Source organism: Psychrobium sp. nBUS_13, assembly GCF_051201665.1.
GTDB lineage: Bacteria > Pseudomonadota > Gammaproteobacteria > Enterobacterales > Psychrobiaceae > Psychrobium.
Window position 1 is genome coordinate 3,360,577 of sequence record NZ_CP179210.1, and the last position, 26,850, is coordinate 3,387,426.

Below are 26,850 nucleotides of genomic sequence, written 5' to 3' on the forward strand. Positions count from 1 at the left end.
ATTGGCTTATTCAGTTAAACCAATTTTCTTAGATTCTTTTGCCTTACCTTGCATGATAGCAATTTCAACACGTCTATTTCGGCGTTGAGAAAGTATGTCAGTACCATCCGTCAATGGCTTCATATCAGCTAAACCAACAACCTGTAATCTCGTCGGATTAAAGTTTCTAACTTTTACAAGTTCATGTGCAACCGCCACAGCACGTAAACTCGACAACTCCCAATTCGATTTATAGAGCTCGGTATGTAACTGATCACTATCAGTATGACCCGATACAGTGATTTCCCCTGGAATGTCTGCAAGCAGCTCACCAACTTTGGTAATGACAGGTACAAAACGTGGCTGTAAATTAGCAGAGCCTGAAGGAAATGAGCCCTTCTCACGGATTCGAATAATTATTTGCTGACCAAGAGACTCTATTTCTATAGCGCCATCTTCAATTTGCTCTTCAAGCTTTTCAGCCATTTTCTTGAGCTCTTGATTTGTTTCCTCTTGAGCGGCAGATTTTTCTGCGTCAGATGGACTATCAGCAGCTGCAGCAGCGCCTCGCTGGTCGCCACGTTGTTGCTCTTTACCACCAGAATTGGCATCTTCGCCGGCTTGAAAATCAATCTCGCGTTGAGTTACTTCAGCAGTTTGCTGGTTAATTATTTCAATGGGCGTTGGATCTGGACGTCCAGGACGAAACTCTTGAGCAATAACACTGGTTCCTTTTGGAATGTCTTTTACTTCAATTTTGTTTTGAACACCAAAAGCGTATTTCATCGAACCTGCGATTTGCTTAAATTTAAGCACATCCATTTCAGACATTGCTAATAGCAATACAAAGAAACACATTAACAGTGACATCAGATCGGCGAACGTCCCCATCCAAGCAGGCAAACCTTCAGGAGGACAATCGGGACATTTAGGGCAATCGTCGCTCATAATTACTCCTCAGGCGCCGGACGTTTACCTTCAGCAATATAGTTTTGCAGCATTCCTTCGATAACACGTGGGTTTTGACCATCTTGGATAGCCAAAATAGCATCTAAAATAAGCGTTTGATTAAGTGCTTCTTCACCGCCACGTAAACTTAACTTTTCACTAACAGGCAGCGCTATTAAGTTTGCCAGCATTGCACCATACATGGTTGTTAACAACGCAACCGCCATTGCAGGACCGATAGCTTTAGGATCATCCATGTTTTGCAGCATTGCTACCAAACCAATCAATGTACCAATCATCCCCATTGCAGGGCCAACATCACCTAACGACTTGAAGAAACCAGCACCCGCTTTATGGCGCTCTAACGTTAAATCAATGTCCTTACCCAATGCTGCTTTCACAACGTCAGCTTCATGACCATCAACCAGCATATCAATGCCCTTTTGCATGAAAGGACTTGGGATCTCCGCTTCTTCTAGTGCTAAAAAGCCACCTTTTCGCGCAGCATCAGCTAATTCAACGGCCTTGGCAATTAAATCTTGTGGATCATCTAACTTAAGCATGAAAGCCTTACCGAATACCTTACCAGCACCGACAAATTGCCCCATGGAATACATCATCATTACAACAAAAGGAGAACCACAAAATACGATTAGAACAGACGGCACATCGATAAACATGCCTAAATCACCACCTTGCATCATGGCCATTACGATCATACCAAATGCACCAATCATGCCTATTAATGTAGCTAAATCCACTGAACCTCTCCTGTGACAAATCTTATTGCAATATCTATCTATTGCGAGATAAATTGCTAAAACATAACAAATTAGAATCTACATCCATCATATCGGAACATCGCATGATTTGTTTAGTGTTTTTATCAAAAATTATCGAATTAACCACCTACAAGCCTAAATAATTGAAAACATCGATGAAGTGGGCTAAGGTTGCGCGAAATACTCCATTAGGACGTTGAAATGGCCAGCAAGAAAATAGAAAACATGAGCTTTGAAGCTAGCGTTGAAGAGCTTGAGACAATAGTTCAACAACTTGAACAAGGAGACTTACCGCTAGGCAAGGCACTCACTCAGTTTGAACGTGGTATTGGGCTCGCGCGCAATGGCCAACAAAAGCTACAAGGTGCACAGCAAAAGGTTGATATTTTAATGGCTAACAACGGTGAATCAGCGTTAACGCCTTTTGACAATTCTCAGGAAAGCTAGTGCCTGTCGTTCAAATTCAACAAAATCAACAGCGCGTTAATGATTTCTTAAGCGTTGCGCTGTCTCAAATTACTATTAATGAACCACAACTTCATCAAGCAATGAATCATGGGTTACTCTTAGGTGGAAAACGGATCAGACCTTTTCTCGTCTACGCTGTAGGCGAAATGTTTGGTGTTGAAAAGTCGCAGCTAGATAACGCAGCTGGTGCTATTGAGTCCATTCATGCCTATTCGTTAATTCACGACGACCTTCCAGCTATGGATGATGATGCTTTGCGTCGTGGTCAGCCAACTTGTCATATTACGTTTGATGAAGCGACGGCTATTTTAGCTGGCGATTCACTACAGACATTCGCTTTTGAATTAATTGGCCAAGCACCGCAAAATGCTGAGCAACGCCTTGAAATGATGCAATGCCTTTCTAAAGCAAGTGGCTATCAAGGGATGTGCGGTGGTCAAGCGCTAGATTTAGCCGCCACCAATAAACAAGTGTCATTAGCACAGTTGGAGCAAATACACCGTTTAAAAACAGGTGCTTTAATATGCGCCGCTGTCGAATTAGGTGCTATTGCCGCTAACGCAAGTCGAACTCATCGAGAGCTACTTAACACTTTCGCACAGAACATTGGCTTAGCCTTCCAAGTTCATGATGACATTTTGGATGTAATTGGCGATACTGAGACCTTAGGCAAGCCTCAAGGCTCTGATGAAGCCGCAAATAAAAGCACCTACCCTGCTTTATTAGGGCTTGAATCAGCACAAGACAAAGCTAAACAGCTGATTGAGCAAGCAATTTCTTCATTACAAGCGTTGCCATTTGATAGCACATTATTACAAGCGTTCGCCCGATATATTATTGCGCGTAACCAATAAAAAAGAATTATAAATAAATTTATGAGCGTAGATATTTCACAATTTCCATTGTTAGCGTTAGCCAATACGCCACAGGAACTTCGTCAACTGCCACAAACCAATTTATCGCAATTGAGCGATGAATTACGTAGCTATTTGTTAAAAACGGTTAGTAAATCCAGTGGCCATTTAGCCTCTGGCTTAGGGACTGTCGAACTGACAGTTGCATTGCATTACGTATTTAACACGCCAAAAGATCGTATTGTGTGGGACGTTGGTCATCAAGCCTACCCTCATAAAATTTTGACTGATCGTCGCGATCGTATGCACACTATTCGCCAAAAAGACGGATTACACCCTTTCCCAAATCGTAAAGAAAGTGAATTTGACACCTTTACCGTAGGCCATTCAGGCACATCCATTAGTGCTGCGCTAGGAATGGCGATTGCCGCTGAAAAAGAAGGGCTTGATCGAAAAGTCGTTGCCGTGATCGGCGATGGAGCAATCACAGGTGGTATGGCTTTTGAAGCGATGAACCACGGCGGTTCAATTGACAAAGACATGCTCGTTATTCTGAATGATAACGAAATGTCGATTTCAGAAAATGTGGGTGCATTAAACAATCATTTGGCCAAGCTGCTAACAGGTCAAATGTACACATCGATTCGCGAAGGTGGTAAAAAGCTATTATCTGGTGTGCCTAGCATCAAAGAACTAGCGCGCCGCTCTGAAGAGCATCTAAAGGGCATGGTTGTTCCTGGTACCTTATTTGAAGAATTTGGTTTCAATTACATTGGCCCATTGGACGGTCACGATGTCAACGGGTTAGTAGAGACACTTAAAAATATGCGCAACCTGAAAGGGCCGCAAATTCTTCATGTAATGACCAAAAAAGGTAAAGGATACGAGCCAGCAGAGCAAGATCCAATCGGTTATCATGGCGTTCCAAAGTTTGATCCTACAACGACTTCTTTGCCAGCGAGTTCAGGTGCAATAACCTTTTCTAAAGTATTTGGAAATTGGTTATGCGATATGGCAGCCAAAGACGGTAAACTCATGGGAATTACCCCTGCCATGCGAGAAGGTTCTGGCATGGTGGAATTTTCTCAAAAGTTTCCACAGCAATACTTTGATGCCGCAATCGCAGAACAACATGCCGTCACCCTGGGCGCAGGCATGGCTTGTGAAAACCTTAAACCAGTTGTCGCGATTTATTCAACATTCTTCCAGCGCGGATATGACCAGCTAATTCACGATGTTGCCATTCCTAATTTAGATGTGCTATTTGCAGTAGATCGTGGCGGACTTGTCGGCGCAGACGGTGAAACTCATCAAGGTGCATTTGACTTAAGTTTTCTAAACTGCGTGCCTAATATGTTAATCATGGCGCCAAGCGATGAAAACGAATGTCGTCAAATGCTATATACGGGTTACATTCATCAAGGCCCTGCTGCGGTACGCTATCCACGAGGCGGTGCAACAAATGCCCAAATTAACGATGAAATGACCGCTCTTGAAATAGGTAAGGCACTCGTTAAACGCCAATCAACTAAAGAGAAAGATGGCAAAAAAGTCGCTATTTTGAGCTATGGGACGTTATTAAACCACGCCCTAACTGCCGGCGACTCACTTGATGCAACCGTTGTTGATATGCGATTTGTAAAACCATTTGATGAAAGTTTGGTAGAAGAATTAACGCAAAACCATGACGTATTGGTAACCGTTGAAGAAAATGCCATCATTGGCGGTGCAGGCAGTGTAGTAACACAATTTGTGATGAATAAAAAACTCGCTACGCCGGTTCTTAATATTGGCCTACCTGATAAGTTCGTTTGCCAAGGTACTCAAGCTCAGCAACAAGCAATGCTTGAACTTGATAGTGATGGCTTAATCAAACAGATTAACAGCTATTTAAATCAATAGTATCTAATCACGCTCTAGGGTGATGGACACTGTGTAATTCTTGTAATCTTGCTTTGGCGACATGCGTGTAAATTTGTGTCGTCGACAAGTCACTATGACCTAACAATAATTGCACTACTCGTAAGTCGGCTCCATGATTTACCAAGTGAGTCGCAAATGCATGTCGCAGTGTATGTGGTGATAACTCTACCGATATATTTGCCCTTATAGCATAAGCTTTAATGCGATGCCAAAACGTTTGTCTTGTCATTTGAGTGCCACGTTTGCTTGGGAACAACACATCAGAGCTTACTTTTAATAATTCGTTGCGAGAATATTGAATATAATTTGTTAACGCATCCACCGCCACTTCTCCCATGGGGACTAATCGTTCCTTGTTTCCCTTACCAATAACTCTAATAACTCCTTGTTGCAAACTTATTTGCGGCATTTGCAGGCTCACTAATTCGGTCACTCGCATGCCTGTTGCATAAAGTAGTTCAAGCATTGCGTAGTCGCGATTTTCAATAGCATCGTCAATATTTGGCGCATCAAGCAAGGCCTCTACCTGCTGCTGAGACAATGTCTTAGGTAGTTTTTTATCAGCCTTTGGCATCACTACTTTCGACGTCGGATTTATCGCAATTAAGTGATGAGTTTGCAGATAGTTATAAAAACGACGTAATGCACTTATCATTCTAGTGACCGTGTTTTTTGCTCGTTTTAACTCCACCAAATGATGTTGAAATCTCACAATATCGTCAAAAGATGCTTTATCAATGTCTGTATCGCACTCTAGCAAGAACAGACGAAATAATTTAAGATCACTACGATAACTCGATAGCGTATTGTCACTTAACCCTTGCTCTAGCCACAACATGTCAATGAATTGAGCAACTAACGGATGCTCATGTTGTTGAGTTTTTTGTGTTTTGGTTAAATTGCTCTGCACAATTTCTCCTAGATTTTGTTAAACTAGCGCCAAATTTAATGACCCCAATAGTTATATCGGTGTCTTCTTTCTAAGATTAGTGAGTTAATACCATGAAAATAGGCCTTTTTTACGGCTCCACTACTTGTTTTACTGAAATGACCGCTGAAAAAATGCAAGGATTTCTTGGAGAAGAACTCGTCGATGTTCATAACATCAAAGAAACAGGACTTGCGGCAATTAAAGATTATGACATCTTAATCTTAGGTATTTCAACGTGGGATTATGGTGAACTGCAAGAAGATTGGGAAATGTTATGGGATCAATTAGATAATTTCGATCTCAATGGAAAAATAGTCGCGCTATTTGGGCAAGGCGATCAAATTGGTTATACCGATTGGTTCGTTGATGCAATGGGGTTCTTACACGATAAGATTATGCCGTTAGGGCCTCAGATCGTTGGATATTGGCCAAATCAAGGTTATGACTTTGCTCAGTCAAAAGCACTGACAGAAGACAAAAGTCACTTTGTTGGATTAGCATTAGACGACGAAGACCAATTTGATTTAAGTGAAGAGCGCATTGCAACTTGGCTAACTCAAATCATGGAAGAAATTGCCGAACTGAGTTGATGACGAATCAACCTCATTTAAAATGAGGTTTAGTCCCCACTCTCAATATAAACCGCGGCACCGTGCCAAATTTAACGATATAATGGCCGCAATTAAATTTAGGAATAATTTTCATCATGAGTTTTGCCGAATTAGATCTTGATCCATCACTGGAACAAGCCTTAGCAAAAATGGGCTACGATACGCCTACTACTATTCAAACTGAAGCCGTGCCTGCAGCCATGGATCAACGTGACATTTTAGGATGTGCACCAACTGGTACAGGTAAAACAGCAGCGTTTTTGTTACCTGCAATTCAGCATTTGATTGATTTTCCTAGAACAAAGCCTGGCGCACCACGCATTCTTGTTGTGACCCCTACCCGTGAATTAGCGAATCAAGTTCATGAATACGCAGAGCAATTAACTGAATTTACAGCCCTTCATCCTATCTGCATCACCGGTGGAATCGACTATGAAGTGCATGAAGAAATGCTTGAAAAAAATGCAGATATTCTGGTTGCGACGCCTGGTCGTTTAATCGAGTTCATTGATACTGAACAACTTGATATGCGCAGCATCGAATTCTTAATCATGGACGAAGCTGATCGCATGCTCGATATGGGCTTTATTCATGATATGGAACGAGTCGCTGATGAAGCACGCTGGCGCTTACAAACCATGTTATTTTCAGCAACGCTAGAAGGCAAAGGCTTAGATCGTTTTAGTGCGACAGTCTTGAAAGATCCTATTCGTGTTGATGCAAACCCATCACGTAAAGAATCGGCGAAGATTATTCAGTGGGTTCATCTAGCGGATAACCTTGAACATAAACAGCAATTACTTGCGCGTTTATTAGCTCAACCGGAATTAGAACGAACTATCGTATTTGTGAAAACGCGTGAGCGTTTGGCTGAACTAGTATCAAAACTGCAAAGCGTCGATATTCACGTATCTTACCTACAGGGTAAAATGGCTCAAGATAAACGTAACTTGTCTCTTGAGCGTTTTAAAGACGGTGAAATCAACGTATTAGTGGCTACTGATGTTGCAGCTCGTGGACTAGATATTGATGATATAACACATGTTATTAATTACGATCTGCCATACACCAGCGATGTTTACCTACATCGCGTTGGCCGTACAGGGCGCGCTGGTAAAAAAGGGATTGCGATTTCAATAGCAGAAGGTCACGAGATGAAGATTCTCGGTAAAATTGAACGCTATACCGACCAAAAATTACAACGACGAAAAATCGAAGGCCTTGAACCAAAACATAAAGAAGCCCGCGTTATTTCTAAGAAAAAGAAAGTGAAACTCACTTTAGCGCAAAAGAAAGCTAAAGCGAAAAAACTGCTTAAAAAGCAAAAGAAGAAATCGAACAAGTAATCGAGACTTCTCATCATAAAACCGCGTTTATCGCGGTTTTTTACTTTTAAATCGCGAAATATTAAAGCGCTATCGCTACCCCTTTAAGAAAAGCCTCGTTAGTTAGTCAATTACATTACGCTGAGTAAACAATTCTCGACATAATTTCATACATATATTTACATTATTAACATAGTGATAATAAATATTATCTGTTATTTTAGCGGTAATCTAAATTTCTATTGTTATTCGGAGCAGGTATGTCGACGTCATCTAGAAAAGTTCTACGCATTTTACTCCCCGTTATACTCATTATTGTGTGTATTTTAATTGCTCTCGTCATTGTTGGCAGTGCGCCACAACCAGAGAAGAAAGAGGAAATAATTAAAGCACCACTTATTTCAACCTATGAAGTCAGTTTATCTGATCAACCTTTGTTAATGAGCTCTTATGGCGTAGTACGCCCCAAACATCAAACATCGATTGTTGCCCAGGTTAGTGGTGAGATAATCGAATTATCTCCGGTATTTGCAAGTGGCGGCAAAGTAGAAAAAGGCACTGTGCTAGCCAAAATAGATCCAAGTGATTACAAAGCAGCACTGATCGAAGCCCAAGCAAATTTACAACGAGCGAAAGCAGCCCTCCAAGAAGAAGAAGCCCGCGGTATCGTTGCCAAAGAAGAATGGCGTGGAGCGACTTCAAAGTTACCACCAGCGCTTGGTTTACGTAAACCACAATTAGCCCGCGAACAAGCTAATTTACGTTCAGCCCAAGCGTCATTAGCACGTGCCGAACGCAACCTTGATCGCACTAATATCGTCGCACCATATAACGCACTGATTAACAGCCGTGACATTGATTTGGGACAATTTGCTGGCACAGGTTCAACACTGGGTGTTTTGTCATCCATTGATACTGCTGAAGTTCGATTACCTGTATCAAGCACAGACTACAATTACTTAACCGATACACAAAGTGGCATGGTTTCACTCACCCGCGATGAAGGTAATAATGGCATTAGCTGGAATGGTAAAATAATTCGTGACGAAGGCGTCATTGATGAAAATTCACGGATGATTTATATCGTTGCTGAGGTTAGTAAACCTTATCAACAGTCACCAAGTTTAAAGTTTGGTACCTTTGTTAATGCCGCTATCAAAAGTAAAGTGCATAACAACATTGCCGTCATTCCTAGCCATCTATACCAAGAAGGTTATGTCACTATGGTAACAGACGCTCGTCAACTTCATAAACAACCAGTTACCTTACTTAAGCGTGACAAAAAGCATGTCTATATTCTTGATGGTTTATCCAATGGTGATTTGTTGCTTGATAGCAAAATAGAAAATTTATATGAAGGTATGAAAGTCCGTGTATCAGGCGATAAAGAACCAACGTCTGACAAAGAGACTGGCGCAGTTGAACTTGCTGTAGGAGATAAGTAATGGATCCTAAAAAAGGGATTATCGCTTGGTTTGCACGTAACAGTGTTGCAGCAAACCTATTGATGATTGGCATCATCGTTGGTGGAATACTAACAGCGCTATCTATCAACAAAAAATTTATGCCCCAAATTGAGCTTAATATCATTTCAGTGAGCGTAGCCTACCCTGGGGCAGCACCTCAAGAAATTGAAGAAGGCATTAATATAAAAATTGAAGAGGCAATTAAAGAAGTTGAAGGTATTGAAAAAATCACCTCGACAGCCTCAGAAGGCTCGGGGCATGTATCAATTGTTGTAGAAACATCATACGATCCAGACAAGGTCCTCGATGAAATTAAATTACTCGTTGATGCTATTTCGACCTTTCCTACCAGTATAGAAAAGCCGAATATTTATCGAATAAAGCCTAAAGAAACCGTACTCTATATTTCCGTTTACGGCGATATTAATCTCAAAGAGATGAAAGAGCTAGCTAAAACAATTCGTGAAGAAGTCACTACATTGCCAGGCATCACTCGCGCAGATATTGGTGCCGTACCAAATTATGAAATTGGTATTGAAGTTACCGAGTTCAAATTACAAGAATACAATCTAACATTTGCACAAGTTGCTAACGCGGTTCAGCGCTCTTCAATTGACTTACCAGGTGGTTCAATAAAGGCGCATAACGGTAACATTCTATTAAGAACAAAAGGCCAAGCCTATGTTGGTGATGAATTTGAAAACATTGTTGTTAAGACAAACCTTGATGGATCTCGTGTCTACTTAAAAGATGTGGCCACTATCAGTGATGGGTTTAGTGAAGGTGTTAACTACGTTAAATTCAATCAACAAGATACGGTACTCGTTCAAGTATTTAGTGTAGGCGATCAAAGCTCACTTAACATTTCAGAACAAGTTAATAAGTACATTGATAAAAAGAAAGCAACGCTGCCTGAACAAGTAAAAATTGATGTTTGGGGTGATACGTCTTTCTATTTAGCCGATCGCTTGAATCTAATGCTTAACAACATCATGTCTGGCGCTCTATTAGTATTTTTAGTGTTAGCACTATTTATGCGCGTGCGTTTAGCGTTTTGGGTCATGATGGGATTACCGGTATGTTTCCTTGGTACCTTGTTATTAATGCCAATGGAGTATTTTGATCTCTCTATCAATATGATCACCCTATTCGCGTTCATCATGGTATTGGGGATCGTGGTGGATGACGCTATTGTTATTGGCGAAAGTGCCTACAGTGAAATTGAAGAGCACGGACAAACATTAGATAACGTTGTTCGCGGTGCACAACGTGTGGCCATGCCAGCAACCTTTGGTGTCTTAACAACGATTGCTGCGTTTGTGCCTATGGTAGCTGTTGAAGGACCAATGGTAGCTTTTACTGGTGCTATTGGGTACGTAGTAATATTATGTTTAGTATTCTCACTGGTTGAATCAAAACTTATTTTACCTGCGCATTTAGCCCGCATGAAAATTGCGACGCCTAAGACAAATGCCAATGGATTTGAACGTTTTCGCAGTAAATTCGATAATGGCTTAAAAAGCTTTGTCCAAAATCATTATCGACGTTCAATCGAGAAAGCGGTTGAATATCGTTATAGTGTTTTGGCACTATTCTTTGGATTACTCATCGTTTGTTCATCGCTAATTGGTGGTGGCTATGTACGTACTGTCTTTTTCCCATCAATTGCTAGTGACTTCATTCAAGTCGATTTGCAAATGAATGAAGCAACAGCTGAAACAGCAACCATGCGCACAGCACAAATTGTTGAAGATGCGCTATTTCAAACCAACAAGCAGCTACGTGAAAAATATGGCCAAGATGCCATCAAGCATAGTTTTGTAGCCATGAACTCGCAATCAAGCATCTTCCTGTTTGTTGAGTTAGCCAGTAATGAATCTCGCGATATTAATGGCGAAGATGTTGCACAAGCATGGCGCGATAACATACCTGAATTGCCAGGCGTAAAAAAACTGTCGATGGAAGCCTCAACAGGTTTTGGCGGCGGTGCCCCAATTGCATTTAGCTTAAATGGTAAAGATTTAGATTCTCTTAATGCGGCAACAAAAGAGCTAAAAGAAAAACTAGGCGAATATGAAGGGCTGGTTGATATTGCCGACTCGTCTACATCTGGCCGTCAAGAGATTAAACTCAATGTGAAACCTGCTGCAGAAGCAATGGGTATTTCACTCTCTGATCTTGCCCAGCAAGTACGCTGGAGTTTCTACGGTTATGAAGCACAACGTATTCTTCGTGGTAAAGAAGAAATTAAAGTAATGATCCGTTACCCGCTTGAAGAACGCCGTACTATCGGTCAACTTGAGCAAATGCGTATTCGTACTAACACAGGTAAAGAGGTTCCTTTCTCTGCGGTAGCCAGTATAGAAATCGGCGAAGGTCTATCTAGCATCGTTCGCGTTGATGGGCAACGTTCGGTTAATGTCTCAGCTAATATCAATAAAGACAAAGTTGAGCCAGGTCGTATCATGAAAGAAATTGAAGAGTCTTATCTTCCTGAATTACTCAGTCGCTACCCAAGCGTAACGTCAAAAATTGATGGAGAAGCGAAACAACAAGCAGAAGCACAATGGGATATGCTGCGTGGTGCTTTCTTTGCTTTATTTGCTATTTACGCGTTAATTGCCATTCCATTACGCTCGTATTCACAACCGCTGATCATTATGTCGGTTATTCCATTTGGTATTATCGGCGCTATCTTTGGTCATTTCATCATGGATTTATCACTAAGTATTATGTCGATGTTTGGCATGGTGGCATTGATTGGGGTCGTAGTTAATGACTCCCTTGTTATGGTGGATTACGTTAATAAAGCGAGAGAACAAGGCATACGCGTCAAAGATGCGGCAATCAATGGCGGCTGTGCCCGTTTTAGAGCAATCATATTGACGTCTCTAACTACATTCTTTGGACTGGTTCCAATTTTGAGTGAAACCAGTATGCAAGCACAAATACTTATCCCAATGGCAGCCTCAATTGCATTCGGTATTTTATTTGCTACCGTAATTACTCTTTACTTAATTCCAGTGCTCTATGTCATAGGCACTGATATTAAGGGGATTAAACGCGGATTTTTCAATTTGTATAGTACAAAAGAACAAGAAGCCTAATCTCACTTACGCTCAATAAACCCAAGCCACTTGAACATGCATCTTCATGTAGCTTTTTTTATGCCCAGCGTTATAGTCATTACATTATTAATTTTTCGGAGTATTTATGTCTTTAGCGCAAGTTAAAACAGCTCATGAACAGGCCCAAATAATTACGGCAGACTGCCCTAGCCAACCGGGAACTGTCGATGTTCTAACACGATATATCTATGAAAATGGATTTTATATCAACGAGATTCACTCATTTGACGATGTTGATAAGCAGCGATTTTTTATCCGTATTGAATTTAGGCCACAAGAAAACGGTCTTTTCGAACGAGAAAAGTTTATGCGAGAGTTTAGTGTCAAGGCTCGTCAATTTGACATGAACTGGCAACTTTCAGCTAAAGTGGATAAGCCTAAAGTGCTTATTATGGTTTCTAAACATGATCACTGTTTAAACGACCTCCTATATCGCTATCGCACTGGGGATTTGAATATTGAAATTCCAGCTATCATTTCAAATCATCCGGATCTGGAAGAATTAGCTAAGTGGCACAACATCCCTTACTATAATTTACCAATTACCCGTGAAACTAAGCCACAGCAAGAGCAAGAAGTATGGCGATTAATTCAAGAAACAGAAGCTGATTTAGTGGTTCTTGCTCGATATATGCAGGTACTTTCAAGTGAAATGTGCCAAAAACTAGCCGGTCGAGCGATTAATATTCATCATTCATTACTACCGGGATTTAAAGGCGCAAAGCCGTATTTTCAAGCTTATGATAGAGGCGTGAAACTAGTTGGTGCAACAGCACATTATGTCAGTGATGATTTAGATGAAGGACCAATCATTACTCAAGGCGTAGAGTCAGTTGATCACAGTTACTATCCTGCAGATCTAACGGCAAAAGGTCGTGATATTGAGTGTTTAACACTTGCCAGAGCGGTGCGTTATCACATTGAACATCGCGTATTCTTACACGGCGATAAAACCGTTGTATTTTCCGATTAGCCATAAAAAATACCAGTCACACTGACTGGCATCTATTCTCTATATCGCACTGTAATTTAGAGAGTAAGCGCTGCTTTAACGGTACTATCTAGACCTGCACTATCAATATAACCAATCGCATTTGGGTTACTTGCAACAAATGCTTTAATTTAATCATCTTTAACATCCTCTTAAAATACTGAAAAATGGTGGCGGAAAAGTACAGGTACCGTGCCTATTAGTTGAGAAAAAAGGACAAAGTGCTGAATGGATGTACGAGTCACAAGCAATTATTAATTACCTTTTTTAAGGCAACAAAAAACCACAATAAACGTGACCTTATTGTGGCAAAACTTACACATACATAGCCCGAACAGGCTATGTATATTTATTTTAATGCTGCTACAGCTTCTTTACACAGTTGAGTGATTTGCTCCCACTCACCGGCTTCAACTAAATCTACAGGCACGATCCAACTGCCGCCGATACAGTCAACGATATCAAGTGCTAAATAGTCAGGCGCATTGCTTAATGAAATGCCACCAGTTGGACAAATCTTAATACCTTGGAAAGGCGCTCCTAACGCTTTTAGTGCGTTGACGCCGCCATTAGCTTCTGCTGGGAAAAACTTAAAGTGATCGTATCCATGAGCTTGTGCAGCCATTAACTCCGACGGACTCGTTACACCAGGAATAAACGAAATATTCCCTTGTTGACCAGCCGCTAATAGCGCTTCAGTGGCACCAGGACTAATTGCGAACTTAGCGCCTGCCGCAGCAACATCAGCTAATTGCTGCGTATTAATAACAGTACCAGCCCCAATTAGAGATTCAGGGTACGCTTTTGCAATATCTTCAATCGCTTGTAGGCCACATTCTGTGCGCAGTGTAACTTCCATCACGCTAATGCCACCATCGAGTAACGCTTTAGCTAATGGCAAAGCTTGCTCAATGTTGGTAATTACAATAACAGGAACCACAGGACCCGCACTAAATAAATCACTTGGTTGAAGTGTCCATTGATTACTGCTCATTTAAACTTTCCTTTTGCTGAATTTGACCTAAATAAACTTGCGCGCCAATAAGTCCCGGCTGCGCTTCTGTAATAAGATGAATTGGCGATCTCAATGCATAATCGCTAAAGCGTCCCTTACGGCTAAATGCCTCGATAAATGCATTTTTATCAATGACATCAATAATGCGTGGCATGATACCGCCTGCAATATAAACACCACCAAAAGCGCCACTCGTTAGTACCATGTTGCCAAGATACTGAGCCAAGACTTTATAAAAAATCTCCATGGTTTCAACACACAAAACATCACTTTTTTTAATGTACGCTTGGCTGATTTGACTGGCATCAAATGCCTGAGCATCAATACCTTCAATGAAAGCGAGTGACTGATAAATATTAACGATGCCTTGTCCTGACAATAACCGCTCAATTGAGACATGCTCAAACTTAGCCATCAAGTTTTCAAGCAGCTTTAATTGGCGAAGATCCGTTGGTGCAAAGTCGCTATGACCGCCTTCACCACTGATGCATTGTAAGAAACCATTAACTTTCACTAGCTGTGCAACACCAAGACCTGTTCCGGGTCCACAAACAATACGTGGCGCATCCTCATCAACATTACCTTCATGTAGGGTAATTAATTGTTCACCTTGAAGTGAGGCTAATGACATCGCAATAGCAGTGTAATCATTGATAAAATGGACCTGATTTAGCCCCAATGCATTTTTGATTGATGCAATTGAAAACGACCAGCCTAAATTTGTCATGGTCAGTACATCGCCAACCACTGGACCAGCAATGCCAAAACAGGCATCATTGACACTTAAATCATGCATTTGAATATAATGAGCAACCACAGATTCTAATGAGTCAAACTCAGCACACTTAAAGCATTCAAGTAACGTGATTTGATCATTTTTTATCGCAGCTAAACGGATATTGGTGCCACCAACATCTGCAATTAAATCAACAACTGACATCTTATCCCTCAGCAAATAAACTACAGGCACCTTGCTCAGCGCCTGACAATTGACTGCGCATAGCACCAAATAACTCACGTCCCATTCCGATGCGACTCGCGTCTAAATCAGGAATTGCATTGACGCGGCTTGCCAGCTCACTTTTGTCAACTAATAAGGTTAATTGACCAGTGTTAGCATCAAGGCGGATCATGTCCCCTTCAACCACTTTAGCCAGCAATGAGCCATCGATTGCTTCAGGGGTTAAATGAATCGCAGCAGGTACATTGCCAGATGCGCCAGACATACGCCCATCGGTGACTAAGGCGACTTTATAACCTTGACCTTGCAACACTGATAATGGTGGCGTCAATTTATGTAATTCAGGCATGCCAATGGCACGAGGCCCTTGGAAACGAACCACAACAACACAATCTTTATTCAATTCACCCGCTTTAAAAGCTTTATCTAAATCATGTTGTGATTCAAAGATAACGGCTGGTGCCTCTACGACCATTTGCTCCGCCGTTAATGAAGAGGTTTTAATAACACCACGACCTAAGTTACCCGCCATTAGTTGCAAGCCACCATTAGTTTGGAATGGCTTATCAACACTTGTTAATACGGTTTCATCGCCACTTTTCTCAGGCGCTTCAATCCAATCTAACTCACCGTCAACCATTACAGGCATTAGGGTGTAACGCTCTAAGCCTTCACCTACAATGGTTTTAACGTCATTGTGGAGGTAACCGCCGCGTAATAATTCACGGGTTAAAATAGCCATACCACCCGCTTGTTGGAAGTGGTTTACATCGGCCTGACCATTAGGATAAATACGCGTTAGCAAAGGCACTGCTGTTGATAGCTCCGCCATATCAGACCAATCAATAATAATACCAGCAGCGCGAGCAACCGCGACTAAGTGCATCGTTAAATTAGTAGAGCCACCAGTAGCCAGTAAACCAACGATACCGTTAATCATCGATTTCTCATCGACGATTTCACCAATAGGTAAATATGAACCACCTTGCTCTGTAATACGGCTCACTTGTTTACCAGCAAAGTCAGTTAACGCTACACGTAACCCACCGTTTGGCGGTACAAATGACGAGCCTGGTAATTGCAGACCCATCATTTCGATCACTAACTGATTTGAATTGGCAGTGCCATAGAAAGTACAAGTGCCCGCTGAATGATACGAACCCATTTCAGCTTCTAGTAACTCAGACTCATCAGCTTCACCCTTTGCATAGGCTTGGCGAACCGCTGCTTTTTGTTTATTTGGAATACCTGATGGCATCGGGCCGGCTGGCACAAATACTGTTGGTAAATGGCCAAAACTTAAAGAGCCGAGTAATAATCCTGGGACAATTTTGTCACAGATACCTAGCATTAACGCGCCATCAAACATGTTGTGAGATAAACCAACGGCTGTTGTCATCGCAATCACATCGCGGCTTAATAAGCTAAGCTCCATGCCCGGTTGACCTTGTGTTACACCATCACACATCGCAGGCACACCAGAAACAAATTGTGCGACCGAGCCTTCCTTCGCAATCGCTGCTTTTAGCTGATTAGGATAGGTTTCATAAGGCTGATGGGCAGATAGCATATCGTTATATGATGAGACGATGCCAATGTTTGCTTTGGTTAGGGATTTAAGGTCGTCTTTAACATCTTTATCACAAGCTGCTACACCATGGGCTAAATTGCCACATGATAATGCACCGCGCATAGGGCCTTTGCTTCGAGCAGCACCAATTTTGTCAAGATAGGCCTGACGAGTTGCTTTACTGCGTTCAATGATACGCTGGGTAACACGTGATATAACCGGATTCATACTTTGCTCTCTACTCATTGTTTATTAACGACAATGATTACTGACTAATTAATACGTCTAGCGCATTGTGTTGTTTAATAACGGCCGCAATTGGCATTTGTTTTACATCATCAAGCACACGTGCTTGTTCAAAAACACCGACCTTACCGCTGCCGCTAAGTGGCAAATAAACCTGCTTAGCCGCTAATATTTCATTTAACGTTAAACTGATACGTTCATATGGTGCTGTTGTTGGTTGCGTTGCAATCAGGCGTTGCTGATTGTCAGTCGCCATCGCCGCATCTACTTGCTCACTGCACGGGAAAATTGATGCTGTGTGGCCGTCTTCGCCCATGCCAAGGATTAGTGCATCAATTATTTTGATATCAGAAATTCTTGCGGTGGCATTCTCTGCACCATCAAAAGCGCTTTGCTCTTGTCCAACCAAACCAATAAAGGTCGCAGCGCTAGCATTGTTTTTTAACAGATGCGTATTGACTAATAATTCGTTGCTGCTTTCGTGTTTATCATCAACCCAGCGATCATCCACCAAACTGATCACGACTTTTGACCAATCTAACTCAACATGACTTAGTTGCTCAAATAATGCGATAGGTGAGCGGCCACCTGAAACAAACAACGTTCCTTGACCACGTTCGTTAATCGCAGCTGTTAATTTTTCGCTAATATCATTGGCTAAAAAATTAGTAATTTCGTCGCTGTTATTAAATTCTGTAATATTCATCTTATTCGTCCCACGCTCTGCCATCACGGGCAATCAAACCAATGGAAGCAACTGGACCGCTGCTACCTGCTGGGTAATTTGTTAACGGCTGACCTGTTGATTTCCACGCAGAAAGAATACCGTCACACCAAGTCCATGAAGCTTCAACTTCATCACGACGTACAAAGAGTGCTTGATTACCTTGAATCACTTCCAACAATAAACGCTCATAAGCATCAGCAATACGTTGACCTTCAAAGGCTTGTGAGAAACTTAAATCAAGCTTGGTGGTTTGTAGGCGTTGCGACTGTTCTAGGCCAGGCACTTTGTTTAACATCTGAATTTCAACCCCTTCTTGAGGTTGCAAACGGATAGTCAACTTATTCGGTGGTAGTTCTTTATAGTGCTCGCTAAACAAGTTATGAGCAGGATTCTTAAAGTAAACAACGATTTCAGAAACCTTATTTACCATACGCTTACCCGTTCTTAAATAAAACGGAACCCCTGCCCAGCGCCAATTGTCAATTTCAGCTTTAATCGCCACGAAAGATTCAGTGCTACTTTGTGTATTAGCACCGTCTTCTTCCAAATAACCCGGCACTTCTTTACCGTGAAGAAAGCCTTTAGCATATTGCCCACGAACGGTATTATCAAATACGTTATCAACGTTAATTGGACGCAACGCTTTAAGCACTTTGACCTTTTCATCGCGGATATTGTCAGCGTCAAGACTTAACGGCGGATCCATTGCCACCAAGGTTAAGATTTGAATTAAATGGTTTTGCAGCATATCGCGCATTTGACCCGCTTGATCAAAGTACCCCCAACGCCCTTCAATGCCCACTTCTTCTGCCACACTAATCTGCACGTGATCTATTGTGCTGTTATCCCATTTAGATGAGAAAAGTGAGTTAGCAAAACGTAAATCAAGTAAATTAAGAACCGTTTCTTTACCAAGGTAATGATCGATGCGATAGGTTTGGGACTCAGAAAAATACTGTGCGACTAAATCATTAACTTCATTTGATGATAATAAGTCGTGACCAATTGGCTTTTCTAATACGACGCGTGAGTTTTGGTGATTCAAATCAGCCGCTGATAAGCCTTCACAAATGTTGCCATAAATTGATGCTGGCACAGCGAAATAATTAATTAACGCACTAGTGCTGCCATCAACTAAATCACTTAGTTGGGTATAGCTTTGTGGATCTAATAAATCTAACTTTAAGTAACTTATTTTACTAATAAAACGCTCTACAACAGCTTCGTCTAAAGTTTCATTTATAAATTCAGATAAGCATTCTTTTACATTATCGATATAAGCCTGAGGCTCGAAGTCATTACGAGCAACACCAATTATTCTACTTTGCGGTGCCAGTAAGTTAGCTTTTTCTAATTGATATAATGAAGGAAGAAGTTTGCGACGTGTTAGATCACCCTGACAACCGAATAAAACGATATCAGAAGCGTGAAGTGTATTTTCTTTACTCATGGTAGGAGCCCTTGAAAACTCTTAAAAACTTAATTCAAACAACAAAGTATCAAGACTTGGTTGCCAGTGGTGTTTAGTCAAATTGACCTTACTACCCTTTAACTCGACACCTTCTTCCCGCAAAAAACTCATTTGTAAACGAAAACTAGGTTCACTCGCTGGAATAGAGATCATACCTTGACTATTGACGACGCGATGCCAAGGTATTGAATCATCTCTATTCGCTTTAAGCGCCTTACTCACCATACGTGCACCTCTTGGCAAACCAGCTAAATCAGCGATTTGTCCATAACTTGCAACGTATGATGGTGGGATCAAAGACACAACAGATAGTATTTTTTGATATGATTTGTTCATTCAATGATCATATCCTACTTACCGTCAATAATCCCCAAAAACGTCAACTTAGGCAGCTGACTCGTTAGCAACTGATGGCGCGTTATATAAAGCAACTGCATTATCTAGCATACGGTTACTAAAGCCCCATTCATTGTCATACCATGACATCACTTTAACTAAGCGGCCTGATACGCGAGTTTGCGTTGCGTCAAATACTGAACTAAGTGGGTTGTGATTAAAGTCAATTGACACTAATGGTAACTCGTTTACACCAAGAACACCTTTGAGAGCAGCAGTTTGCGCAGCGTCACTTACTAATTGGTTAATCTCTTCAATTGTCGTATCGCGTTTTGCAATGAATGATAAGTCAACTAATGAAACATTCGATGTTGGCACACGAACTGCCATGCCATCAAACTTACCTTTTAGCTCTGGAACCACTAAACCAACGGCAGCAGCTGCACCAGTATTTGTAGGGATCATCGACATTGCCGCTGCACGTGCTCGGCGTAAATCACTATGAGCAACATCAGATAACACTTGATCATTGGTATAAGCGTGAATAGTTGTCATTAATCCTGACTCAATCCCAATCGAATCATTTAATACTTTCGCAAACGGCGCTAAACAGTTTGTAGTACAAGACGCGTTTGAAATGACAGTCATGTCTTGTGTTAATGAATCATGATTAACACCATGAACAACGGTGGCATCAACATTTTTAGCCGGTGCAGAAATAATTACTTTCTTAGCGCCTGCTGCAAGGTGTGGTTGAACCGCTTCTTTTGAAGTAAAAATGCCCGTACATTCAAAAACGATATCAACGTCTAAATCAGCCCATGGTAAATCACTTGGGTTACGCTCACTAAACATCTTGATGCTATCGTCATTGACAGTCATTACGCCGTCACTGTATTTCACATCACAATTAAATCGGCCATGTACAGAGTCATACTGAGTCAGATGTGCACTTGAAGCACTATCACCTAGATCGTTGATTGCAACGATTTTTACTGGCGAGTCTTTTTTCTCTTCGTAAAGTGCACGTAAGATATTTCGACCGATACGTCCATAACCGTTAATAGCTACTTTAATTGTCATTTTCTTTCACCTTTATTACCGAAGTAATATTAATTCATGTAATTTAATTACAAAATACACAAATAACGCCTGAAAAACAATATTAAACACACTTTATTTTAGTTTTATTACAACCAATTTTATTTTATTGACGAAATTAACTTCAAATTATGTTATTTAGCAACTTTAATTACGAATGAAAATGGTGACTACTTTTCATAAATAAGATTACTGTTGCTCAGCGATTAAACATCAGATAGCTTAGGATTTATCCAAGTGGTTTTTATTGGGTGTCAGAAAGTTTTTTTGAAAAATTGTAACGTTCTTGAAAGATTAAATCGCAATAGCGGTCTTGTAGATTGATAATTAAATAAAGGAAAGTTTCCATGAGTACACAATTAAAATCTAAAATCGGTGGTGCTTCATTAGCAATGGCAGCAGCGGGTCTAATGGGCTGTGCAGCAACTGCAGACACTAATACAGCAGCATCTTCTTCAGCTAAAGCAGAAGTTGCTGCAAACACAGTTGAACTAGTTCATTGTTACGGTGTTAACAAATGTAATGGTCACAATGACTGTAAAACTGCTGAGAATGCATGTAAAGGTCAAGCATCTTGTAAAGGTCACGGTTTCGTGGCTCTACCAGAAAAAGCATGTGGCGATATCGGTGGCGAGCAGAAAGATGATTGGGTTGGTAAAACAACTAAAGTTGACTTAGTACACTGTTACGGCGTTAACATTTGTAAAGGTCACAACGACTGTAAAACAGCTAACAATGCTTGTAAAGGTCACGCATCTTGTCAAGGCCAAGGCTTTGTAACTGCTGGTGCAAAAGCTTGTGGCGACATCGGCGGTAAAGTTGGTGCTTAATCACCGTTCATTTTGATGTGTTACATCAATGAAACAATAAAAAAGGAGACGATAAGTCTCCTTTTTTATATCAGACATCTATACCCAAGTTACTTGAAGATGCATGTTTCAGAGTTCGGGTAGGAATCGAATACAAGGCATGATTTGTAATTAATGGTTATTCCCTGATTATGAATCATAACGCGGTAGTCGTTTTCTACCCGAGCTCCCAAAGGGGAAGGCGATAAGCGACCAACCGGCAACTGCTCCTGCGTTGCTCTAGCTCCGGTATCCATACCGTCGTACGTCGTTATAAGATATTTATTAAGAATGACTTAACGACATATCTTATGCCTAGTATTTGGCACGCTTTTCGACTTGCTGAAATCGAGCATCTTCATGCAGCTTGGGTATAATAGTGTCACTATAGAAAAACTAAATGAGTAATTTAAATGATTAATGATCATTTCTTGGGTTTTGGCCTTGGCCTTCGTATTCCCCATTTTGAAGATGTCTTAAACACCGAACATAATGTCGATTGGTTTGAAATTCTAACGGAAAACTACATGGTTGGCGGTGGTAAACCTCGCTATTATTTAGAGCAAGTTGCCGAACGTTTTCCTATCGTAATGCATGGCGTTTCAATGTCAGTTGGCAGCACAACACCTTTAGATACTCAATATCTTAATCAATTAACACAGCTTATTAATGATGTGAAGCCTCGATGGATTTCAGATCATCTTTGTTTTACTCAGGCCAATGGGGTCAACAGTCACGACTTATTGCCGCTACCTTATACTGAAGATGCGATTAACCACGTTGCCCAACGGATAGTGCAAGCGCAAGATCATATCGGTCAGCAGATGCTGATTGAGAATGTATCAAGTTACCTGACATACAAAGAATCAGGTATGACGGAATGGGAATTTTACAACGAAGTCTGCCAGCGCGCCGATTGTTTGATGTTATTAGATATTAATAACATTTACGTCAGTGCTCGCAATCATCAATTTGATGCCAATGATTACATTAACGCGATTAATGAAAAACGCGTTCGACAAATTCACCTAGCGGGTCATACCGATTATGGCGATTACGTGATCGACACACACGATCATGATGTATGCGATCCAGTATGGGATTTATACCGTAATGCGGTTAAAAAGTTTGGTACTGTCAGTACGATGATTGAACGAGATGATGACATACCTCCGTTTGCAAATTTAGTTGATGAATTAAATATTGCTAAAGGTATCGCTCACGAAGAATTACCCGAACTATCACAATGGAATAAGGAGCAGGTACATGTCTGATCTCGCTCGCTTACAACAACAGTTTGTTGCTTTTTTACAAGGCCAACAATCTGACTTTCCACAACTTATTGGCGAACAAGCACCCGTTGCTACAGACATTCGATTAAACATTTATCAAAATGCCTACCGAATGCGACTTAGAGAGACAATTGACAACGATCATCCTATGCTAGGTAAATATTTGGGTGATGAGTTTTACGATATCTTGGTTGCCAACTATATTGATACCTATCCATCAAAGGTTAAGTCTTTGCGATACTTTTGCGATGCCATTCCAACCTTATTAGCTGAACAACAACCGTTTATCGAGCACCCTATTCTATCGCCACTTGCAGTATTTGAACGCGCGTTGCTTACAGCGTTTGACGCAACAGATGCAACCACTATTCGGATTAACGACTTAGCATCATTGCCAGGTGAGCAATGGCCTAATATCACATTGTCATTTCACCCTAGCGTTTCGATATTTGAAGAATCAATCAATGCCGTAGCGACGTGGCAACATTTAAAGTCAGATAAAAATCCACCAGCGCCCCTAGATCACGAATTACCACTCTATTGGCTAATTTGGCGAACACCAGAGCGCCTCACAGAGTTTAGAAACATTACGGCACCAGAGATGGTCTTACTTAAGCATTTTGTTAATGGCGGAAACTTTGCTGACGGTTGTGAATTATTAGCCGAATATTTTTCTGCTGATGATGTTCCAGCACATGCTGTACAGTTTTTACAGACATGGATTAATGCCGGAACCATTGCAAAACTTAATTAACTTATTCTACGGGCGCTATCGCAATGCGCCCTGCATCTTCATCTTCATCTTCATTTTCACATTAACCTATTCAAATTTGCTGCCAGAGAATGCTAATATAGCGCCATCTTAATTACCGTCTGTATTAGCTATGTACGAATCACTAAAATCGTCCCTCAATCGGCTCAAGAACAACAAAATTTTCGAACTCTCTGTTGTCGCCGTTATTATCATTTCAGCACTAGAAATCGGCGCAAAAACTTTCGAGCTAACCGATAGTGTAGTGTCTGTTACTGATATTTTAGATATCTTTATTACAGTGTTTTTTTTATTTGAACTTTCTATTCGTTTTATCGCAGAAGAAAACAAAAGAGGATTCTTTAAAAAAGGCTGGAACATATTCGATACCATCGTTGTTGTCATCAGCTTGATTCCAATTAACGATTCAGAAATGGCACTGTTAGCAAGACTTGTCCGCGTATTCAGAGTATTACGTATGGTATCTGTTGTTCCAGAACTGCGTATATTAATTAACTCTCTGATCAAGGCTATGCCGCAACTCGGTTACGTTATTTTATTAATGTTCATTATTTTCTACATCTACGCCGCCATTGGTAGCTTTATGTTTGCGCAAATAAACCCTGTTTTATGGGGGGATATTGCCATATCGATGTTGACGCTATTTAGAGTGATGACTTTTGAGGATTGGACGGATATTCAATATGAAACCATGGATGTTTATCCGATGTCTTGGATATTCTATCTGTCGTTTATTTTCTTCACTGCCTTTGCATTTTTAAATATGGTCATTGGTATTGTAGTTAACGTTATGGAAGAAGAGCACGCGCTTGAGCGTAGCTCAAAAGAGCCTTCGATGACTGAATTACAAGAAGAAATACGTGAGTTAAAAGCCTTAATTAATGAAAAGCTTAAGTAATTTAGTGATTATGCGCACTGGCTTACCTTTAGCACTAACAGGTGAGATATTTGCTTTATGATTGTGAGATGTGTCATTTTGGTTATGGCAGATATAGGCTTTATATCGATTTCAACATAAAGACGAGCAATCGGATACTAACCATTTAACTTAGACCCGTACTACTTGAGAATGCTGGTTTCAGACCTCGAGTAGGGAGCTAGTTCAACCAGCGGCGTTATAAGCTATATCATTAAAAATAATTTAATCACGTCTCTTATCTCTTGTTCTTGGCACGCTTCTCGACTTGCTAAAATAGAGAATTTCTAAGTGATTTGGGGTTACCATCAGTTTGATTGGATATTCAATAAAATTCTTAAATTCTTAAATTCTAAAACAGCTTCAGGAGCGTAATAATACCAATTGCATTAAATATTTGCCCACTTGTACTTGTTAAAATTAACTAAAATGGCGTTGCTCTCAATCCTAATAGCCAGCTATTAGTCAATCGAGCGCCTTGTTTTAGCTGATTTTCTCTACGCACAACAAGATCACTTACTTAATGCAATTGGTATAACGATTTGGATTCCACAAAATATAGATTCAAATACTCATGGAACTCTCTCATACTTTGATCCGAATAATTAGCTCTTTTTGGGCATCTGAATAGTTCCGTCTAAAGCTCATCGGTAAACATCAACTCTACCATGTCTTCAAAATCCAAAAAGGGATTTTGGTTATGATGATAGAGCCTAGATTGCAACTTGGTTTTTAACGATTTAACCGTTTTACAGTCAGCAATGAACTCGGCGATCTCAAGGCATTCATGATGTAAATTATCGGCGTGCTCTGTCATATGCTGCTTAATAAGTGTTTTATTACGCGCTTTAAATTTCCGCCAAACGAGGGTTGGCATATCGTCGCTGCGTTGCAAGTCGCGATATTGTTGGTTGAGTGTACTAATTTTTTGCTCAAGCAGTGGCTTTAAATTGTCGACTGTTTGCTGATCAAATATAGGGTCATCGTCAAAATGAGCGAGATACAACTGGAGAATAGAAAAACCATCTTTGTCACGACGCGCCTGTGATAACTCTTGCATTAGTCGTTGCTTTTCGTCTTTCTTAGTAGCGTCAGTCTCTTTATCTGGGTGTAAAACCGACGCTAGGCGTTTATACATTTTATTGAGCTGACTGCCTTTAAACAGTTTATCGAGGTGTCGACTGCGCGAATCTTCGTGTGAAGCCCCGTCGTTACTTTGTTGATAATGTTGGTAAAATTCCTCGAAAAAATCATCGTCCATCATTTCCTCATCATCAATTTCATATTCATCCTCTTGCTGTTCGTGATGATGCTGCGCAAAAAGCCTGTCAATATGTTCGACCATTTTTTCTGGATTTAAGATGACGTCTTTGATCTGCTCATCAGTTAAATTGAGATCACCTTCAAACTCTATTTCAATACTTTCTCTTAACGCTGCAACTTCATCCGCCGAAATATTTTGCGCTAGAGTCTCTCGTTCAGAAACAAAGGCGCTATGCACTATATTATGTATATTCTCCACCAATGCTTTATCAGCAAACGGGTGAGAACTCAAGTATCTTAAATCGTCATCAATCCATTGTTGTAACTCTTCTCGCTCGATACCACTGAGGGACTTTCTCGGTAGAAAACTCACCAAATGAGCTATTTTCTCCCCCAACTTTTGACACTGACGTTGTTCAAATTCCAGCGCCAATTCTTCAAACTGTTTAAAGTTTGAGGCGATTTTAGCTGTAAAATTAGCGTTGCGTTTTTGATGTTTTTCGATACGTTGCCACAGATTATGCAAGTCATTGTCTTGTTGTTTATTCGTGGTTTTTTGACTGATTTTTTTTAAAGAAGAATGAAACATTACAGCACTTAAGGTTAATGAAGTGAGGTGAGAAGAGTAATACAAACCATGCACCAATTAAAGTCAATTACCCAATAATTCACGCTAAATGTGTTCTATATCTTCTCGTTTTATAAGTTTAACACTAGATAATAATAGTAATTTTGCGTGAAGTAATGACATGCATCAATCAGCCAAGCGTTTGCAAATTATAAGATCCGAGAAATACAGTCAATAGTTACAAACTTGAACATATCTATTAATTTTTCTTAATTTTTGTGGGTGATGAGATGGACGCTCCACAATACGGCGTCAATGCGCCAAACTAGATTTGAGCGGCGTTTTTCAAGGTAGTTGT

Annotated in this window: 23 protein-coding genes and 1 pseudogene; 13 read left to right on the plus strand and 11 right to left on the minus strand. The window is 40.7% G+C overall.

The window, feature by feature from the left end:
- Nucleotides 1-6: 6 nt before the first annotated feature.
- Nucleotides 7-927: a flagellar motor protein MotB gene (locus ACMAZF_RS15675; RefSeq protein WP_435274687.1), complete on the minus strand. Its 921-nt coding sequence runs from the start codon at nucleotides 925-927 to the stop codon at nucleotides 7-9.
- Nucleotides 928-929: 2 nt separating this feature from the next.
- On the minus strand, nucleotides 930-1,688 hold the full coding sequence (gene pomA / locus ACMAZF_RS15680; protein WP_435274688.1) for a flagellar motor protein PomA: 759 nt from the start codon (nucleotides 1,686-1,688) through the stop codon (nucleotides 930-932).
- Between the two features lie 222 nt (nucleotides 1,689-1,910).
- On the opposite strand from pomA, the gene xseB reads away from it, so the two are divergent.
- From xseB to dxs, 3 genes are read left to right on the plus strand one after another with little or no spacing between them, the layout of a single operon-like run.
- Entirely contained in the window at nucleotides 1,911-2,156 is a 246-nt protein-coding gene (gene xseB / locus ACMAZF_RS15685) for an exodeoxyribonuclease VII small subunit (RefSeq protein WP_435274689.1), read from the plus strand.
- The gene (ispA, locus tag ACMAZF_RS15690) at nucleotides 2,156-3,031 is read left to right on the plus strand and encodes a (2E,6E)-farnesyl diphosphate synthase (protein ID WP_435274690.1); all 876 of its coding nucleotides are present in this window, start codon (nucleotides 2,156-2,158) and stop codon (nucleotides 3,029-3,031) included. Before xseB ends, ispA begins: the two co-directional genes overlap by 1 nt.
- Before the next feature lie 21 nt (nucleotides 3,032-3,052).
- Nucleotides 3,053-4,933 carry a 1-deoxy-D-xylulose-5-phosphate synthase gene (gene dxs / locus ACMAZF_RS15695; protein ID WP_435274691.1) on the plus strand — a complete coding sequence of 627 codons (1,881 nt, stop codon included), beginning with the start codon at nucleotides 3,053-3,055 and terminating at the stop codon, nucleotides 4,931-4,933.
- Between the two features lie 7 nt (nucleotides 4,934-4,940).
- Here dxs and xerD read toward each other — a convergent pair whose 3' ends face one another.
- A complete protein-coding gene (gene xerD / locus ACMAZF_RS15700) occupies nucleotides 4,941-5,864 on the minus strand; it encodes a site-specific tyrosine recombinase XerD (RefSeq protein WP_435274692.1) in 924 nt (307 codons plus the stop codon).
- 92 nt (nucleotides 5,865-5,956) lie between these two features.
- On the opposite strand from xerD, the gene fldB reads away from it, so the two are divergent.
- The 6 genes and pseudogenes from fldB to ACMAZF_RS15730 all read left to right on the plus strand — a co-directional run.
- On the plus strand, nucleotides 5,957-6,475 hold the full coding sequence (fldB, locus tag ACMAZF_RS15705) for a flavodoxin FldB (RefSeq protein WP_435274693.1): 519 nt from the start codon (nucleotides 5,957-5,959) through the stop codon (nucleotides 6,473-6,475).
- Nucleotides 6,476-6,591: 116 nt separating this feature from the next.
- Nucleotides 6,592-7,842: an ATP-dependent RNA helicase SrmB gene (srmB, locus tag ACMAZF_RS15710; RefSeq protein ID WP_435274694.1), complete on the plus strand. Its 1,251-nt coding sequence runs from the start codon at nucleotides 6,592-6,594 to the stop codon at nucleotides 7,840-7,842.
- Nucleotides 7,843-8,081: 239 nt separating this feature from the next.
- Nucleotides 8,082-9,266 carry an efflux RND transporter periplasmic adaptor subunit gene (locus tag ACMAZF_RS15715; protein WP_435274695.1) on the plus strand — a complete coding sequence of 395 codons (1,185 nt, stop codon included), beginning with the start codon at nucleotides 8,082-8,084 and terminating at the stop codon, nucleotides 9,264-9,266.
- A complete protein-coding gene (locus ACMAZF_RS15720) occupies nucleotides 9,266-12,394 on the plus strand; it encodes an efflux RND transporter permease subunit (protein ID WP_435274696.1) in 3,129 nt (1,042 codons plus the stop codon). The genes ACMAZF_RS15715 and ACMAZF_RS15720 overlap by 1 nt, the downstream gene beginning before the upstream one ends.
- 106 nt (nucleotides 12,395-12,500) lie before the next feature.
- Nucleotides 12,501-13,388: a formyltetrahydrofolate deformylase gene (gene purU, locus ACMAZF_RS15725; protein ID WP_435274697.1), complete on the plus strand. Its 888-nt coding sequence runs from the start codon at nucleotides 12,501-12,503 to the stop codon at nucleotides 13,386-13,388.
- Between the two features lie 190 nt (nucleotides 13,389-13,578).
- Nucleotides 13,579-13,677, plus strand: a pseudogene (locus ACMAZF_RS15730) (glutaredoxin); the annotation flags it as partial.
- Between the two features lie 78 nt (nucleotides 13,678-13,755).
- Here ACMAZF_RS15730 and ACMAZF_RS15735 read toward each other — a convergent pair.
- From ACMAZF_RS15735 to gap, 7 genes are read right to left on the minus strand one after another with little or no spacing between them, the layout of a single operon-like run.
- Complete coding sequence (locus ACMAZF_RS15735; protein ID WP_435274698.1) at nucleotides 13,756-14,400, minus strand: bifunctional 4-hydroxy-2-oxoglutarate aldolase/2-dehydro-3-deoxy-phosphogluconate aldolase; 645 nt, start codon at nucleotides 14,398-14,400, stop codon at nucleotides 13,756-13,758.
- A complete protein-coding gene (glk, locus tag ACMAZF_RS15740; protein WP_435274699.1) occupies nucleotides 14,390-15,361 on the minus strand; it encodes a glucokinase in 972 nt (323 codons plus the stop codon). Before glk ends, ACMAZF_RS15735 begins: the two co-directional genes overlap by 11 nt.
- 1 nt (nucleotide 15,362) lies before the next feature.
- Nucleotides 15,363-17,180 (minus strand): phosphogluconate dehydratase, encoded by a 1,818-nt coding sequence (gene edd / locus ACMAZF_RS15745; protein ID WP_435274700.1) that lies wholly within the window; start codon nucleotides 17,178-17,180, stop codon nucleotides 15,363-15,365.
- A 37-nt stretch (nucleotides 17,181-17,217) separates the two neighbouring features.
- On the minus strand, nucleotides 17,218-17,904 hold the full coding sequence (pgl, locus tag ACMAZF_RS15750) for a 6-phosphogluconolactonase (RefSeq protein ID WP_435274701.1): 687 nt from the start codon (nucleotides 17,902-17,904) through the stop codon (nucleotides 17,218-17,220).
- A 1-nt stretch (nucleotide 17,905) separates the two neighbouring features.
- On the minus strand, nucleotides 17,906-19,375 hold the full coding sequence (zwf, locus tag ACMAZF_RS15755; protein ID WP_435274702.1) for a glucose-6-phosphate dehydrogenase: 1,470 nt from the start codon (nucleotides 19,373-19,375) through the stop codon (nucleotides 17,906-17,908).
- A 21-nt stretch (nucleotides 19,376-19,396) separates the two neighbouring features.
- Nucleotides 19,397-19,732 (minus strand): MGMT family protein, encoded by a 336-nt coding sequence (locus tag ACMAZF_RS15760; protein ID WP_435274703.1) that lies wholly within the window; start codon nucleotides 19,730-19,732, stop codon nucleotides 19,397-19,399.
- Between the two features lie 48 nt (nucleotides 19,733-19,780).
- The gene (gene gap / locus ACMAZF_RS15765) at nucleotides 19,781-20,815 is read right to left on the minus strand and encodes a type I glyceraldehyde-3-phosphate dehydrogenase (protein ID WP_435274704.1); all 1,035 of its coding nucleotides are present in this window, start codon (nucleotides 20,813-20,815) and stop codon (nucleotides 19,781-19,783) included.
- Between the two features lie 365 nt (nucleotides 20,816-21,180).
- On the opposite strand from gap, the gene bufA2 reads away from it, so the two are divergent.
- The 4 genes from bufA2 to ACMAZF_RS15785 all read left to right on the plus strand — a co-directional run bounded on the left by bufA2 (nucleotide 21,181) and on the right by ACMAZF_RS15785 (nucleotide 24,643).
- Nucleotides 21,181-21,663, plus strand: a complete 483-nt coding sequence (gene bufA2 / locus ACMAZF_RS15770; protein ID WP_435274705.1) for a BufA2 family periplasmic bufferin-type metallophore — start codon at nucleotides 21,181-21,183, stop codon at nucleotides 21,661-21,663.
- A 431-nt stretch (nucleotides 21,664-22,094) separates the two neighbouring features.
- A complete protein-coding gene (bufB, locus tag ACMAZF_RS15775; RefSeq protein WP_435274706.1) occupies nucleotides 22,095-22,955 on the plus strand; it encodes an MNIO family bufferin maturase in 861 nt (286 codons plus the stop codon).
- Nucleotides 22,948-23,727, plus strand: a complete 780-nt coding sequence (locus ACMAZF_RS15780; RefSeq protein WP_435274707.1) for an HvfC/BufC family peptide modification chaperone — start codon at nucleotides 22,948-22,950, stop codon at nucleotides 23,725-23,727. The genes bufB and ACMAZF_RS15780 overlap by 8 nt, the downstream gene beginning before the upstream one ends.
- 130 nt (nucleotides 23,728-23,857) lie before the next feature.
- Entirely contained in the window at nucleotides 23,858-24,643 is a 786-nt protein-coding gene (locus tag ACMAZF_RS15785; protein ID WP_435274708.1) for an ion transporter, read from the plus strand.
- 655 nt (nucleotides 24,644-25,298) lie between these two features.
- Here the strand turns inward: ACMAZF_RS15785 and ACMAZF_RS15790 are convergent.
- Nucleotides 25,299-26,513 carry a hypothetical protein gene (locus ACMAZF_RS15790; protein WP_435274709.1) on the minus strand — a complete coding sequence of 405 codons (1,215 nt, stop codon included), beginning with the start codon at nucleotides 26,511-26,513 and terminating at the stop codon, nucleotides 25,299-25,301.
- Nucleotides 26,514-26,850: the final 337 nt, after the last annotated feature.